The sequence below is a fragment of the Confluentibacter lentus genome, assembly GCF_002806995.1.
In the GTDB taxonomy this organism is placed as follows: Bacteria; Bacteroidota; Bacteroidia; order Flavobacteriales; family Flavobacteriaceae; genus Confluentibacter; species Confluentibacter lentus.
In genome coordinates this window covers 604,988-622,108 of record NZ_NIHE01000002.1, presented here as the reverse complement: position 1 = coordinate 622,108, position 17,121 = coordinate 604,988, and the positions used below count along the sequence as shown (strand labels likewise).

The following is a 17,121-nucleotide window of genomic DNA, read 5'->3' as shown; positions in this document are numbered from 1 at the left end:
ATGAGTAAATTGGTGAAATATTTTGTTTTTATAATAGCGACAGGTCTTTTGCTTTATAGCTCTATTTCTTTAGAGCCTTTAGATAAGCATAAAATAAAACAAGACAAAAATATCTTCAGCGCAAAAGATTTAGCAGCAAATTTTATGTTGAATGAAACTTCTTCACTTCCAGCTATTGATGCCTCAGATTTTTTAGAAGGGATATCTAAAAATGTAAACGAATATTGTTCAAGTTATGGTAAAAAACTTGGTATTAGTAGTGATTATAATTTCATAATAGAGGGCATTGGAACTGTTGAGTCTGTTAAAGAAGAGGATGTTCTTGTCTCACTTGTGAATAGCGATAAGTTGCAAATACTAATAGCAACAGATTTTATATTTGGAAATACCATTAGAGATGCTAGTGGCATTGCTGATATAGGAGATTTTCAAAATACTATGGATTTCAACAATATATCTGTTGAGCTCAATAATATAGTTAGAGAAACCATTGTGCCGTCATTTAAACAAAAAGTAAAAGAGGGTGATACACTTTATTTTAAAGGTGCAGTTGAGGTAAACATTAAACGTGTGAATTTGCAGAAGCTAAGAGTTATTCCGCTAATTGTAAAATTTAATAATTAAAAATTACATGGAAAAAAAACCAGGGATATTTCTTGAAGCTCAAAATATAACCAAAAAATTTGGTGGTATTACCGCGCTGAATAATGTAAATATAAATGTCCATACTGGTAAAGTGAATGCTATAGTTGGCGAAAATGGTGCGGGAAAATCTACGTTAATGAAAATTTTGTCTGGAGTATATCCTGATTATGAGGGTGACTTATATTTAAATGGCGAGAAAGTAAACTTTAGTAATCCAAAAGATGCCATGAAAAAAGGGATTGCAATAATGCATCAAGAGTTAAACTTAATTCCGTATTTGAGTATCGCTGATAATATTTTTTTGGGAAGGGAATTGCATAATGCACTTGGGGTTTTGGATTCTAAAAAAATGCACAAAAAAACAAAAGAACTTCTAGAACGCTTAAACTGTAATTTAAATCCTAAAACTTTAGTGTCAGAGCTAAGGGTGGGTGAACAACAGCTTGTTGAAATAGCTAAGGCACTGTTGGAAGAAGCTAAACTGGTTATAATGGATGAGCCTACTTCGGCCATTTCAGATTCTGAAATTGAGGTGCTATTTAAAATCATTGCATCCTTGAAAGAACAAGGTGTTTCTATTCTTTACATATCGCATAAGTTGGACAAATTAAGGTTAATAGCCGATAGGTATATTGGTCTAAGAGATGGAAATACAGTGGGAACTATAGAGAATGCTAAAGAAGCAAGTAAAGAAGACCTTATAAGGCTAATGGTTGGTAGGGATATAAAAAATATATACAAAAAAGATAGTGTAGATTTTGGCGATGAAGTTCTTAGAATTGAAAATATATGCTTACCCAAAGTAATTAACAAATCCACTTTTCTTCTTAAGGATATTAATTTTAGTGTAAAAAAAGGTGAGGTGCTTGGGCTTTTTGGATTAATGGGTGCTGGTAGAACAGAATTACTAGAAACGTTATTTGGCTTGCATTCAAAAATAATGAGTGGAAAAATTTACGTTGAAAATAAGGAGGTTAGAATAAAATCGGTTAGAGATGCTATAAAAAACGGCATAGGATTAGTGCCCGAAGACCGAAAAGAGGATGGCTTAGTATTGGGCATGGAAATAAGCAAAAATGTTAGTATGGCATCTATAAACAATGTGGTTAAAAGTGGTTTTCTAAGTACCAAGCTAGAAGCTGATTTGTCAAAAAAATATATTGAGGCACTAAAAATAAAAACCCCTTCTGAAAAACAATTATCAAAAAATTTAAGTGGAGGGAACCAGCAAAAAGTTGTACTTGCCAAATGGCTTGCTACTTCTCCTAAGGTTTTATTTCTAGACGAGCCTACAAGAGGTATAGATGTAAATGCCAAAAATGAGATTTATCACCTAATCAACAATTTAGCCAAGAAAGGTTTGGGTATTGTGGTTGTTTCATCTGAACTCCCTGAAATTATGGCTATTTCCGATAGAATTTTAGTTTTAAGCGACACAAGAATTACTGGGTATTTTGATCAGGCTAGTGCAAATGAAGAAGCTATTATGAAGGCTGCTGTGGTATAACTCAAAAATAATTAAAAAGATCAACAAAAAAATGACTGATATAAAATCCACTTTAGTAAAATTTCAATCCATTATAGCTCTTTTGGTTTTATGTATTGTTTTAACCATTTTATCTGATAGGTTTTTCACTTTAGAAAATGGTTGGAACATTGCTAGGCAAATATCTATTAATGTGTGCATATCGGTAGGGATGACCTTGGTTATACTTGCTAAAGGGATAGACCTATCGGTTGGGTCGATGTTGGCATTTAGCGGGGCTGTAGCTGCAGGGCTTTTAAAATTTGGTTTAGAAATTCCTGCTATTAACACCTTTGTTGGTTTTACGGTATTTGGAGCCATACTTGCAGGGGTGGTTGTTGGTGGGGCTTTGGGACTTTTTAATGGTTGGATGATAACCCGATTTAAAGTACCTCCTTTTGTAGCGACTTTGGCTATGTTAACTATTGCCAGGGGAGCAACTATGTTATGGACAGGAGGTTTTCCAATTACCGGCTTAGGAGAAAATTTTGCTTTTATAGGAACTGGCTGGTTTTTAGGTATGCCTATGCCTGTTTGGATCACGGCTATAGTTGTTGTTTTAGCTGTAATAATTACAAATAAAACAAAATTCGGAAGACATATTTATGCTATTGGAGGTAATGAGAGTGCGGCGCGTTTATCGGGAATAAATATCAATAAAGTGAAAATATGGGTGTACACAATTGCGGGCATTTTAGCAGCAGTTGGTGGTATTATATTAACTTCACGCTTAGATTCTGCACAACCAAATGCTGGCATGAGCTATGAGCTTGATTCCATTGCTGCTGTAGTAATTGGGGGGACTTCGCTATCAGGAGGTCGAGGCTCAATTATGGGAACCGTTCAAGGGGCTCTAATTATTGGTGTTCTAAATAGTGGATTGGTACTACTAAATGTATCACCTTTTTGGCAACAAGTTATAAAAGGTCTGGTAATACTAGTGGCTGTAATTATGGACAGATTAAATCATCCGCATGAAGACTAAATCTTATATTTTATCTATAGACCAAGGTACCAGTGGCACTAAAGCCATTATTTTTGATGAATTTGGAGAAGTAATCATTAAAACTACAGAACCGTTAACATCTTACTATCCATCCACCGGATTTGTTGAGCAAGATCCGAATGAAATTTATAAGTCTGTAATAAATGCCGTTAAAAATTGTGTTTCAAAATTTAATCTAAAGTATCCTGGTCAGGAAAAAAATATTGTGTCCTGTGGTATTTCAAACCAAAGGGAAACGTTTGTTATTTGGGATAAAAATGGAGATCCTTTACATAATGCTGTGGTTTGGCAATGCAAACGTTCTGCAAATATTTGTGAAAACTTAAAAAATCAAAATTTAGAAACGCTCATAAACAAAAGTACAGGTTTGACCATTGACCCTTATTTTTCGGCCACTAAGGTAACCTGGTTGTATGAAAATAACTCTAAGATTAAAACAGCTATTGATTCAAAAAACGCCTTTTTTGGAACTGTAGACACATGGCTTTTATATAAACTTACAAATGGGAAAAGTTATAAAACAGAATATACAAACGCTTCTAGAACGTTGTTTTTCAATATTTATAACTTAAAATGGGATGTTGAGTTGCTGAAGATTTTCAAAATTGATAATATAAACCTCCCTGAAGTTACTTTTTCTTCCGATTTTTTTGGTTTTTCCAATTTTGAAGGTGCTTTCGATAATCCGCTTGCAATTACAGGGATTATTGGTGATTCTCAGGCTGCCTTTTTTGGCGAGGAATGTTTTTCTATTGGTATGGCAAAAGCAACGCTAGGGACGGGGTCTTCTATTTTATGGAATGTAGAAAATCTATCCAATAAAACTGAAAATGGCATGTTAACTACCATTGGTTGGAGTATAGAAAATCAGGTTAATTATGCTGTAGAGGGTGTTATAGTGAGTTGTGGTTCTACTTTAGAATGGCTGAAAAACCAAATGGGTATTTTTGCATCTCATCAAGAAATTGAACCTATGGCGATATCTTTAAAAGACAACGAAGGGGTTTATTTGATTCCTGCTTTTAGTGGCATGGGGGCTCCTTATTGGCAAAAGAACTGGAAGGCTTCTATTCATGGGCTCACTTTTGGAACAACAAAAGAGCACCTTGTTCGTGCTGCTTTAGAATCGATTGCTTTTCAAATTAAGGATGTCATAAGCTCCATTGAAGTTGAAACTAAAACGGCTTTGAAAGAATTAAAAGTTAACGGTGGTATAACTGCCAACAAATTTTTAATGCAGTTTTTAGCCGATTTGTTAAGTACTCAAATTACTAGTATGGGCATTACGGATGTTTCTGCTTGGGGAGCCGCTTTAATTTCTGGTTTAGGTGTAAATATCTGGAATTCAATAGATTCAATACCAAATACATCTCCAAATAGAATTAAAAGATATACACCAAATTTAAATAATAACATACAGGATTACTATGATGAATGGTTATCCATCATAGATTCGAAAACAAAATAACTCTCGGTTGTAGGGTTATTACAAATTAGTTTAGTTGAATTAGGTGAAGTGTCATAAATTCATCTATGAAAAATGGGTGCGCTTACGTGTGTAGTGCACCCTTTTTGATTTTTCAAATAAAATATCTTTTATAATTTTTAATTATTTTTTTGTTTACTTATTATTTTTTTCGTTTATTTTCTTTTTGTACATTTAGCATTTATATTTCATTAGGTATGAAATAATTATATGTTATAAACTTTAAACAAAACAGAATGAGAATTATATCCTTTTTGGGAATGCTTTTTGTAATGCTTATATCACAGAATATTTGCGGTCAGTTAGTTGAGAAAAATAGAGTGATAATTTTAACAGATATTGAGGCAGACCCTGATGATACGCAGTCTTTAGTTCGTTTGTTGCTTTATTCCAATGAAATTGATATTAAGGGAATTGTAGCCACAACTTCATGTTGGCAACAAAACAGAATTGCTCCAGAGTCTATTGAAAAAGTGATTAGAGCCTACGACAAGGTGCAATCAAATTTAAAAAAACATGATCAGGGATTTCCTGAAATGGAAGAGCTTTTGGTGCTTATTAAAAATGGGCTTCCTAAGTATGGCATGACAGGTGTTGGTGAAGGGATGGACTCGGAAGGGTCTGATTGGATTATTAAAGAATTGGAAAAGGATGATGAAAGACCGTTATGGATATCTACATGGGGAGGAGTAAATACTTTGGCGCAGGCTTTGTATAAAATAAATAAAACAAAAAGTAAAAGCCAAGTTAAGAAACTGGTAGATAAGTTAAGGGTTTATACCATTTCCGATCAGGATGACAGTGGTATATGGATTCGAAATAATTTTCCAGATTTATTTTATATTGTAAGTCCAGGGGATAATTATGGTGACGCGACATGGACTGGGATAAATATCTTTGTTAAAGGTATTGATAATAGTGAAATTTCCAATAGTTGGATTGCGGAAAACATCCAGCAAGATCACGGCCCTTTGGGAACAGAATACCCAGATGTGTCTTGGGGTGTAGAAGGTGATACACCTGCTTTTTTATCGCTTATACCAAATGGATTGAATAATTCTGAACACCCTGAATGGGGTGGTTGGGGTGGTAGATACCAAAAATATATACCAGACTTTTCTAAAACCAAAGAAGGCAGTTCCATTGTAACTATTGCTCCAGAAACACGAGAAATATGGACCAATACAAGCGATACTTTTTCACCGTATATTTTTAAGGAATATGGTAGGGCTATTGGTAAAGACACCTTATCATTTACTGGTTATAAAGAAACGTTATGGAGATGGAGGGACGATTTTCAAAATGATTTTGCTGCTCGAATGGATTGGTGTCTGCAATCTTTTGAAGAGGCCAATCACCCGCCTATTCCTGTTCTGTCCCATTCTGAAAAAATAACCGTTAAATCAGGAGAATCATTTCATCTAGACGCTTCTAACTCATATGATCCAGATGGGGACAATCTAAGCTTTTTATGGTTTCCTTATCTCGAGGCAGGCTCATATAAGGGTGAATTTGAACTTGAGCAGCCTGAAAATGCCCATGAGGCCAATGGAAAAGCTCCAGTAGTTATAAAAAAAGAAACCCTGCATATTATACTTAAAGTTTCCGATAAAGGGACTCCTGCGTTATCGCGATATAAAAGAATAATAATCGAAGTAATACCAAAATAATAAAAAGTTGTTTGGTATGTTTCATCGTGTACTCGTTTAAAACTCTTAAATAAAACTATCATTCTAACTGGCTTAATAAACTATAGGCAGCTATGTCTTGGTTGAATGGCTTACTAATAGTATTCTAAATCATGAGAAAAAGCATTTTTTTAAAAAATGAAGCATTAGTGTTTTTGCTATTTGTAATTACAGCCTACACTGTTATATCATGCCAACATGCAGAGATTCAATCTGTAGAGCAATGGGGTGTTTACGAGCTATCGCTTGAGGGTGCTTCAGAAGGCAATCCTTATATGGATAATTCACTTGATGCAAAATTTACAAATGGTGTTAAAACGGTTACCGTTCCTGGATTTTATGATGGAGATGGTGTATATAAGGTAAGGTTTTCCCCAGACCAATTGGGTAATTGGAATTATACTACAGAAAGCAATTTATCCGAATTGAACAATTTAAAAGGAACAATAAAATGTGTGGAGCCAACTGAGAACAATCATGGCCCAGTTAAGCCAGTTAACACTTTTTATTTGGAATATGCTGATGGGACACCATTTTATAGTGTTGGTACTACTGCTTATCAATGGACTAGTGTAAAATTAAGTATTCAAGAAAAAACAATTGAAACATTAAAAGAAGCTCCATTCAATAAAATGCGTATGTGTTTTTTCCCAAAAAACTATAGATACGGTAATGATACCGACCCATGGGCATATCCCTTCCATAAAAAGGATAGTCTGAATGATTTTGCTCAACCAAACTATACGTTTTTTAAAAATTTTGATAAAAGGGTAGCGCAGCTTATGGATATGGGTATTGAGGCAGATGTGATTCTCTTTCATCCATATGATAAATGGGGGTATTCCCAAATGGGGAAAGAAATGAATGAAAAGTATGTACGATACATGATTGCCAGATTATCGGCCTATCGTAATGTTTGGTGGTCCCTTGCCAATGAGTGGGATATTCCGAGAATAAAGGAAACTATTGATTGGGAAGGAATTGGAACTTTACTTCAAAATGAGGATCCCCATCAGCGCCTTCGCGGTATTCATAATTGGTACCATGGTGAACACCATTTTTATGATCATACACGACCATGGATAACACATGTTAGTACACAGACTTACTATTTTTTTAACGCCATAAAGTGGCGAAATAAGTATCAAAAACCTGTATTATTTGATGAAATGCGTTATGAAGGAAACGTGCCAAATGATCATTGGGGAAGATTGTCAGCCGAGGAAATGACAAGCTATTTTTGGCAAGCGGGACTAAGTGGTGTTTATGGTACTCATGGTGAAACGTACATGAATGATTCTGATAAAGAAACTGAAGTTCGTTGGTGGGCAAAAGGGGGTACTTTAATGGGCGATAGTCCTAAGAGGATTGCTTTTTTTAAAAGTATTATGGAAGAAACACCAATTAAAGAAATGAAGCCCAAACTAGTTTCACTTTCGGAGGTAGCAATTCCAGAAACTATTTCCGATGAGGATTCTTCGGGGGATTTAATTGAGCAATTCAATAACAACATTTATATTCTATCAAAAGAAGGTGAATATTATCTTATTTACACTAAGAATTCTGGTCAAACAATAGCACTGAATTTGCCTGGTAGCAATAACTACCATTTGGAAGTAATCGATACATGGAATATGAAAATAGGGATAGAGGAAGTTATCAGGCCTGGGGAATTTCAATATGAAACGAAAATGACATATACAGCACTTAGAATTATACGTAAAAAATAGTAAATATTTAAAATCGAGTCAATCTTTTAAATTTTCAAACAATAATACTAACTAAATAAAACTAAAAAAATGAATTTAAAGAAAGTAACAACACCATTAATGATGCTTAGTTTGTGCATGTTCACTATTATTACTTATGGGCAAATTCAACCTGTTTCAAATATACCAGACCAACCAGGACAAGGATTAGACGGGAGATATTGGAAATACACAAAAGGCCCTATGGTCAAGATTGCAGGAGATGTTATAGCAACCATAAATGAACGCCCTGCTGATGCAAATTTTACTGCTAAAACATTGAGTTATGCAAGAAACGATATTTCGTTATTGGTAGATTGGTTAGGAGAAGATGGTAAAAGTATAGTTTTCTCAAATAAACCTAAAAGTCCAGATGTAGATGGAAGCGTTTTTAGTTTTACCGGATTCATCGCTATTGAAAAAGCAGGAGAGGTTAAATTCCGCGGCGTATCTGATGATGCATGCATTGTATGGATAGGTGACCAAAAAGTAATCAATAATGACGGACATGGTGGTGTTCCTGGTAAAAATCCTGATGGAAAGATGACTTTTAAATCTGCAGGGTTGTACCCTATAGAAATCGTTTACTACAATGGAAGTTGGAGAGATTATTTAAATCGCTACGGAGAAGGGGTCTTTAAATTTGAAATGAATGGAGCTCCTATAAAAACAGAAGTTCTTTATTCGGCTAATACAATTGATAAAACACTAATTTTTCCTTCTGCAGCTGAAAAAATACCATCTGAAAAGGGTGAAGGATTAGTTGGTCGTTTATGGAAAAGATCAGGTCAGCCATTATCTGGATTGGCTGGAGAAGGGGAACATATTATAAGAACAAATCCATCTCATGGACTTTTTATGGCTACAAAATTAAATTATGCAGGAAATGAATTAACGCCTATGGTAGACTGGTTAAAAGAAGACTCAGCTAGTTTGGAAATGTACTATGAAACTGAAATTGCTAATATTGACGAATGCCTATTTAGTTTCAATGGTTTTATTTCAATACCAGAAAAAGGAGAAGTTGATTTTTATATTTCTTCTGATGACGGAACTATACTTACTATTGGTGGACAAAAAGTCATTGTTAATGATGGCTACCGAGCAGCTCCTGGACCATCTCCATCTGGTAAGGCTGTTTTCATGAAAGCAGGACTTTACCCAATTGAAATTTTATATTACAACGGAGCGTATAAGGACGAAGAAGCAGGTACTAGAGGAGAGGGTATAATGAAATTTTCAATAAATGGAAAAGATGTTAATCCTGAAATATTATACCCTACTACGGTAACTAATTAGTATAAACGAATCTTGTCTTTTAGGTAAATATAGATTTAACTTCTTAACAATATTATGAGAACAAGAATAATTTTTTTGAGAAGGTTTTTACTTTTTTTTGTAATAATAACACCTTTAACTTGTTTAAAAGCTGAGTCCAAAAAAGTAGTTGAAATCTCAACGGAATACACAAATATAAAGTTTGTTATTTGGCTTAAGAATTACATTTCAGCAGAGTATCCTGAAGCTGTAATAGTTGATCATGGCGGATGGATTCAAGCCCGTATGCCTAAATTAGTAGCTAATTGGGCTGAATGGAATGATGATGGTATTACTTTGTCTCAAGTCCATGATATTGAAGAAGGGGAATCTGTATTTATCTCAAAGAATTATAAAGAAAATTGGGAAGAAAATAACACGGTAAAGTATTTTTTAAGAACGGGCTATTATCTTTCTGGGTATTCATCGTCAACTATGGCCCATTGGAATGTTGAAAATAGTACAGTAGTACAATATGATGGAGATTCTGAATTATTTACTGTAAAAATGGCTAAAGCATGGTTGGCGTTTATTGAAAGTAAGGAAAAAATGCGTGTTATCATGACGACTGATTTTCCGCCAATTGGAGTGGTAAAAGAGGGAGATGTGCCTAATTGGATGAAAAGTGACCCAGATGACATGCAATCCATGATACGTTTTCTATTGCATTCAAATGAATTTGAAGTAGAAGGGTTGATAGCTTCTGCTGGAACATTTGCAATGACTGCTGAAAAAAAGAATATTTTGTCCGTTATAGATCAATATGAAAAAGTTTATACTAACTTAAAGACATATGATGTTAATTATCCCACTGCAAATTATCTACGTTCAGTTACTTATGAAGGTAAAGGAAATAATAATGGAGTTAGTATTAAGTTTGGATGTGGAAAGCAAGATTATAAAGAAATTATAGGTAATGGGCTTGATTCAGAAGCTTCAAATGCTATAATAGCAGCAGCAGATAAACCTGATTCACGTCCAATTTGGATTGGTGTTTGGGGTGGACCCCGAGAGATTGCTCAGTCCATTTGGGATGTAAAAAATACGCGTAGTGAGGAAGAACTTAAAATCTTTATCGGTAAACTTCGTATATATTTAATTTATTGTCAGGATGCGACACATGAATGGTTGATGAATGAATTTCCTGATTTATTTATTATAGAATCAAGAAAAACTTATCAAGGTATGTTCGGTGCAAGTGACCCAATTTCTGATTTAACGTGGATTAACGAAAACATTCGCTTTAATCACGGACCTCTTTGTGATATATATCCACATGAGGGTATGGGTTGTACAGGTGTTTGTGAAGGTGACTCACCTGCATTCCTTTATCTGGTGAGCGCGAATCGAGGAATCAATGACCCGGAAAACCCCACCCAACCAAGCTGGGGCGGACAATATGTTCGTATTGAAGGTACAAATCATTATGTTGATGGACCTGGAAAATCCAGTATTTTAAAATGGCGGGAAGATTACCAAAAAGAATTCAAAGAACGCGCAGATTGGTGTATTAGCTCTAGATACGATACCCCTGTATTCAGAGATTGGCTTTTTGAATATATCCCACAAACCTATCTCAATGCAAAAATGATTGATCACGTTTATTGGTTGCAAGGACATGTAAATGAAAACTTAGTTGCTAACTGGGCGCTATTTGATCAGAAGGATGTTACATTAAAATTCATTGAAGACCACAACCTTACTGAGGGCAAAAATATTTTTATTGAAAAACCGGATAAATTAGATTGGGAAGAACATCCTTCGGTTACTTATTTTGAAGGAGCAGGATATTATATAGAAGGATACAATTCCGAAGACATGGGTGATTGGAATGTTGAAAACTGTAATGTAATACAATTTGATGGTGACGGAAGAGAATTTTCAAAAAAAATGTCAACAGCTTGGGTTGAAGCTCGCTATTAAAAAAATTTAATATGAAAACAAGCATCTTAAGTGTATTTTTTATAGTATTTAGTATTTATCATTTATTAGGACAGCAACTTGCTTTTCCAACTGCGGAAGGATATGGGAAATTTTCTAAAGGTGGCCGTGGGGGAGTTGTATATGAGGTTACAAACTTAAACGATGCTGGAAAAGGTAGCTTAAGAGCAGCTGTTGAGGCAACAGAGCCAAGAACTATAGTTTTTAGAATTTCAGGTACCATTACACTTGAAAGCCCTTTGAGAATTAAAAGCCCATATATTACTATTGCAGGACAAACAGCTCCTGGAGATGGAATTTCTCTACGTAAAAGCCCTTTAATTATTGAAGCAGATCATGTTATAATAAGATATATTCGAGTTCGATTGGGCGATGAGTCTGGAGAAGACCATGATGCAATATCAAGTAGATATGTTAGTAATTTAATTTTAGATCATATTTCGGCTAGTTGGAGCGTGGATGAATGTGTTTCTATTTATCATTGTGAAAATGTTACTGTTCAATGGAGTATAATTTCTGAAAGTATGAGTCAATCGAACCATATTAAAGGTTCGCATGGTTTTGGAGGAATTTGGGGAAGTAATTATGGGACATACCATCATAATTTACTTGCTCATCATTCAAGCCGTAACCCTAGAATGGCCTCTGGTTCAGGGAATACAGATTTTAGAAATAATGTAATATACAATTGGGGATATCAAAGTCTTTATGGTGGAGAAAAATCACAGCAGGGAAATGACAAATTTAATTTTTCGAACTTTAATATTGTTGCCAATTATTACAAACCTGGTCCAGCTACAATCCCAAATGAAATTTCATACCGTATTGCAAATCCATCTTCAAGGAGTGAAGAAGATTTTGGCAAATGGTACATTGCAGAAAACGTGGTTGTAGGTAATTCTAATGTTACAGCAAATAATTGGAATGGGGGCGTTCAAACAAGTATAGATTTTGAAAAAATTAAACTAGACAACCCTTGGGACTCGATGCCAATAGAGCAGCAAAACGCTGAAGAGGCATATATACTTGTGCTAAATGATGCGGGTGCAGTTTTTCCTATGCGGGATGAAGTTGACAATAGAATAATCAATGAGGTATTAAAAGGAAACGCAACCTATGAAGGTAAAAGTTATAAAAAAGGCCATAAGTTGGCTGATGATTCTAAAATAAGCGGAATTATTGATACACAAAAAGACGTGAGCGGTTGGCCAACACTAAAAAGTACATCTGCACCATTAGATTCTGACCATGATGGGTTACCTGATTATTGGGAGGAAATACATGGACTAAACAAAAATAATCCAGAAGACAGAAACACAATTACGTTTGATGGATATACTATGTTGGAAAAATACCTGAATATTATAAAATAAAAACGATGGTGTAAGAAAGTTTAAAAAAGAAAAGCATTATGAAAAAATTAAATATTATAAAAAAATCATCATTATTTACATTATTGCTTATTGTGTTTTTGATGATTATAACATCGCTGAGTACATTTTCGCAAAATATAACCAGCTATAAGCCAAGAATAATTAACACTACAGATTTAGGTGCCGACCCAGATGATGAACAATCGATGGTTAGACAATTGGTTTGCGCAAATGAATTTGATTTAGAAGGACTAATTGTTGCAACTGGTTGCTGGAAAAAGACACAAAGCAACACGAACATGCTGGATAAAATAGTAGATGCCTACGCTAAATCCTATGACAACTTGAAGGTTCATGCAGAAGGATTCCCATCTCCCGTATATCTGAAGTCCATTTCTGTAATAGGCCAAACAGGCTATGGTATGGCTGATGTAGGAAAAGGAAAAGACAGCCCTGGATCTGAATTGATAATTGCGTCGGTAGATAAAGATGACCCTCGTCCTGTTTGGGTAATGGGTTGGGGCGGCATGAACACTGTGGCACAGGCTATTTGGAAAGTCCGAGAGTCACGTTCGCCTGGCGAATTAAAAAAATTCCTTAGTAAATTAAGACTATACGATATACTTGGGCAAGATGATTCGGGAGCTTGGATTGCAAAAAATTTTCCTGAAGTGTTTTATATCCGCGCAACAGGTGTTTACGGTTGGCAAGCTACTAAAAATGGGGAATATTATAAAGAACACATCCAAAATCATGGGCCATTAGGGGCTGAATATCCAGACACAAAATGGGCTCCAGAGGGTGATACCCCCTCATTTATGCACGTGTATCCAAATGGGCTTAACGATCCTGATCAAATTGATCAAGGTGGTTGGGGAGGTCGCTTTAGCTTCGACAAAAAAGCAGGTATTCGAAGCATGTCTGAGGTAAAGAAAATAAATGAAAATGGAGAAACACAATATGACCCTTATTACATGTATGGCAATACTTCAGAAGGTTCAAAAGCTATTAAGCGTTGGAGTGAAGGTTACGATAATGATTTTGCAGCTCGTATGGACTGGAGTATCACACCAAACTACAAGGATGCAAATCACCACCCCATTGCAGTTTTAAATGGGGACAAATCTAGACAGGTATTAACAAAGTCAGTCTCAGCCAATTCTACAATAGAGCTTAGTGCGCTAGGGTCTAGTGACCCAGACGGAAATGCGCTGACCTACTCATGGTCTTTTTATGATGAACCAAGTTCATATGATGGGGCTATTACTATTCAGAATAGTTCATCTTCTTCAGCTAAATTGGTAATACCAAATGATTCAGAGGGCAAAAGTATTCATATCATATTGGAAATACATGATAATGGAGAGCCAAATCTTTATGCTTATAGGCGTTTAATATTAAATGTTCAGTCGTCGGCTAAATCTATGGGGGTGATTCAGGAAGAGCCTGCTGCAGGAATACCCTATTCACCTTTCCCAAGTAATGTGGTAGTCACTAAAGTAAAACATTTTGATAATATGTGTTGGAAAATTGCTGCTGCAGGAGGAACATGGTATTTTGAAAATGGAGAAACCGATGGAAAAACGGGATTTAGTAGTGCTTTTGATCAAGCGGGGAATGATTGGATTGGAAATGATGCAGACAAAGGTTATAATAAATCATCTAATAAGGGTGGTCGTCATGAGTATAGAGGATGGCCAAATTTTGGAGAAGGTAATTTTAACCATCCACAAAGAAAAAGTAACTCAACATCTTATTGGGTAGATGAGAATGGGAATAAAATTACGTTCAATGGTAAATTAGAAGGAGACCATCTAATTATGAGGTCTTCAAATGATGTTTACGAATTAGAATATCATTTTTACCCTTCACATGCTGTTATTAAAGTGTTGAGGGCTGATAATAAATATGCATTTTTATTTGAAGGACCTGTGGGAGGAGAACAAGATGTGTCTATTGAAAAAGATTATTATGTATTGAAAGATGGTAAACATAGAGAGATAAAAGCAGGAGGTTTGGGTTATTTAGAATCAGAATTTGGTAATAAATTTCCTTCTCCGTTTTTTTATCTTGTGGATAGTGACCCAAATGACAAACAAATATTCTATGTTGGTGTAAAAAATGTTGCTCCAAAAACGGCGGGAGATGAAGGATGGCGGCAAGGAGACAACATGGTTATTTTTAGTTACGGACGGGATGAGGATAAACGTGCATATACAGGAACTGATGCTATTTGTGTTTTTGGTTTTTATGAGAAAGATTCTCATAAAAAAACAAGTAAGGTCATTGAATCTCGATTAAAAAACCCATTTCAATTAATTAAATAGAATTAAATGATGAAAAACGAAACTAAACTTATGTTAGTGCTGAATAAATTATCAGGTGTAGCTATGGTAATTAATATCAAAAATAAAATAAAATTGTTTTTAGTTGCAGCATTGTTATTGGTAGGAATCAATACCGTCATAGCTCAACAAGAAGAAAAGCCTAGGGTGTTTGTACTTACAGATATTGAAAACGAACCTGATGATGCACAAAGCCTTGTTCGGTTTTTGACTTACTCTAATCAATGGGATGTTGAAGGAATTGTCGCTACTACTTCTTGTTGGCAAAGAAATAAAACTGCAGAATGGAGAATTCATGAAATAGTTGATGCTTATAATGAGGTACGCGACAATCTAGAGGTACATGAAAAAGGGTATCCTACATACAAGTATATAAAGAGCATTGTTAAGATTGGTGTGCCTAAATTTGGCATGGAAGGTGTTGGTCCTGGACAAGATTCTGAAGGATCTGAATGGCTGATTCAATCTCTTAAAAAGGAAGATTCACGTCCGCTTTATGTTCAAGCTTGGGGAGGCGCAAATGTTTTGGCACAAGCTCTTTGGAAAATGGAGCGTACACTTCCAAAATCTGAACTTGATAAAATCATAAACAAAATAAGAGTATATACGATTTCTGATCAGGATGATACTGGTCCATGGATTAGAAAGAACTATCCAAATATATTTTATGTGGTTAGTCCTGGGTTTCAGGAAAATGGTGGAGGGCAATATCATTATGCAACTTGGGTAGGTATTTCAGGGGATAAATTCCATGGAAAATTTAATGGCCCTGATTTTACCATTGTAGATAATCCATGGCTAGATGATAATATTCGAAAAAATCATGGACCATTAGGAGCACAACATCCTCATACTGAATATTTGATGGAAGGAGACACGCCATCGTTTTTAGGACTAGTAAGTAATGGTCTAAACAACCCAGAACGACCCGACTTTGGTGGTTGGGGTGGTCGTTATAATTTATATATCCCACCTTTCAAAAAGTATATGTATGAACCGGAGACTAGACCAATTTGGACAGATGTTCAAGATGAGGTTTGGAGTGATATAACAAAACAATATCATACGAGTAACCATGCAACAATTTGGAGGTGGCGTGAAGCATATCAACATGACTTTGCAGCAAGAATAGATTGGAGTAATACCCCTGAATATTCCAAAGCCAATCATCCTCCAGTAGCAAAACTAGGTCATGCTAATGAGATTATTGCTCACTCAGGAGATAAGGTTTTGTTAAGTGGTGAAGGGTCAATAGATCCTGATGGTAACAAACTCTGCTATCAATGGATATATTATAAAGAAGTTGGGACGCTTAATGCAAATGAGTTTAAATTGGAAGATTCAAATAACAAAGTAACTTCATTTATAGCTCCAAATGTAGCATCGGTTAAAACAATGCATTTTATTCTTGCAGTTACTGATGACGGATCCCCATCACTTACAAAATATCAGCGTGTTATTGTGAATGTTTTACCTAAGTAATTTTTTAGAGTCTTTAGGTATATCGTTAGTTGGGTCACCTATCGCTATACCTAAACCTAAATATATATTTTATTTTCATCCTTTTTATATTTCCTAACCGAGTTTTGACATAGATATATCATTCCTGTTTTCGTGAATATCATAATATTCTGCTTTTAAAAGATAGATTGTATCTAAATCACTTGTGTTTCTCATAATTACAATTGATGTTAAGTGGTAAGTTCTAAATTCTGTTAAACTAAAAATTTGAAAATAAATTCATAGGTAAGATTTTCCAAATTCAAGAGAATCTTTTGAAGTTAGATTAATGGCTGTTTTACCTATTCTAAGGGTTTATAGGGCTAAGTTTCGCTTTAAGGATTTGTAAGGGAATAAAAAAGGGACAAATCAAATAATAATGATTTGTCCCAGGATGTACTCAAGGTGGGAATCGAACCCACACTCCGAGGAACTGGATTTTGAATCCAGCGCGTCTACCAATTCCGCCACTTGAGCTTGTTTCGGATAGCAAAAATATAATATTTTCTTTAATTCACACAAAAATACAGCACAATATACTTTTTAG

Annotated in this window: 11 protein-coding genes and 1 tRNA gene; 11 read left to right on the top strand and 1 reads right to left on the bottom strand. The window is 35.0% G+C overall.

Going from position 1 to position 17,121, the window contains the following annotated elements:
• The 11 genes from CDH50_RS06655 (at position 1) to CDH50_RS06605 (ending at position 16,556) form a co-directional block, all read left to right on the top strand.
• On the top strand, positions 1 to 624 hold the full coding sequence (locus CDH50_RS06655; RefSeq protein ID WP_100611214.1) for a DUF2291 family protein: 624 nt from the start codon (positions 1 to 3) through the stop codon (positions 622 to 624).
• A 7-nt stretch (positions 625 to 631) separates the two neighbouring features.
• Entirely contained in the window at positions 632 to 2,152 is a 1,521-nt protein-coding gene (locus tag CDH50_RS06650) for a sugar ABC transporter ATP-binding protein (protein ID WP_100611213.1), read from the top strand.
• 31 nt (positions 2,153 to 2,183) lie between these two features.
• Positions 2,184 to 3,155 carry an ABC transporter permease gene (locus tag CDH50_RS06645; protein ID WP_100611212.1) on the top strand — a complete coding sequence of 324 codons (972 nt, stop codon included), beginning with the start codon at positions 2,184 to 2,186 and terminating at the stop codon, positions 3,153 to 3,155.
• The gene (locus CDH50_RS06640; protein WP_100611211.1) at positions 3,145 to 4,644 is read left to right on the top strand and encodes an FGGY family carbohydrate kinase; all 1,500 of its coding nucleotides are present in this window, start codon (positions 3,145 to 3,147) and stop codon (positions 4,642 to 4,644) included. Before CDH50_RS06645 ends, CDH50_RS06640 begins: the two co-directional genes overlap by 11 nt.
• A 254-nt stretch (positions 4,645 to 4,898) precedes the next feature.
• Positions 4,899 to 6,332, top strand: a complete 1,434-nt coding sequence (locus CDH50_RS06635; protein WP_232731975.1) for a nucleoside hydrolase-like domain-containing protein — start codon at positions 4,899 to 4,901, stop codon at positions 6,330 to 6,332.
• A gap of 131 nt (positions 6,333 to 6,463) precedes the next feature.
• Entirely contained in the window at positions 6,464 to 8,080 is a 1,617-nt protein-coding gene (locus tag CDH50_RS06630; RefSeq protein WP_100611210.1) for a DUF5060 domain-containing protein, read from the top strand.
• 69 nt (positions 8,081 to 8,149) lie between these two features.
• Positions 8,150 to 9,397 (top strand): PA14 domain-containing protein, encoded by a 1,248-nt coding sequence (locus CDH50_RS06625; RefSeq protein ID WP_100611209.1) that lies wholly within the window; start codon positions 8,150 to 8,152, stop codon positions 9,395 to 9,397.
• Positions 9,398 to 9,451: 54 nt separating this feature from the next.
• Positions 9,452 to 11,338: a DUF1593 domain-containing protein gene (locus tag CDH50_RS06620; RefSeq protein WP_100611208.1), complete on the top strand. Its 1,887-nt coding sequence runs from the start codon at positions 9,452 to 9,454 to the stop codon at positions 11,336 to 11,338.
• 11 nt (positions 11,339 to 11,349) lie between these two features.
• Positions 11,350 to 12,729, top strand: coding sequence for a pectate lyase family protein (locus CDH50_RS06615; protein ID WP_100611207.1), 1,380 nt, complete (start codon positions 11,350 to 11,352; stop codon positions 12,727 to 12,729).
• Positions 12,730 to 12,767: 38 nt separating this feature from the next.
• Positions 12,768 to 15,056: a nucleoside hydrolase-like domain-containing protein gene (locus CDH50_RS15175; RefSeq protein WP_198513444.1), complete on the top strand. Its 2,289-nt coding sequence runs from the start codon at positions 12,768 to 12,770 to the stop codon at positions 15,054 to 15,056.
• A 30-nt stretch (positions 15,057 to 15,086) separates the two neighbouring features.
• Positions 15,087 to 16,556 (top strand): DUF1593 domain-containing protein, encoded by a 1,470-nt coding sequence (locus tag CDH50_RS06605; RefSeq protein WP_198513443.1) that lies wholly within the window; start codon positions 15,087 to 15,089, stop codon positions 16,554 to 16,556.
• Between the two features lie 415 nt (positions 16,557 to 16,971).
• On the opposite strand, the gene CDH50_RS06600 is transcribed toward CDH50_RS06605, so the two are convergent.
• Positions 16,972 to 17,051 (bottom strand) — tRNA-Leu (locus CDH50_RS06600).
• Positions 17,052 to 17,121 lie beyond the last annotated feature (70 nt).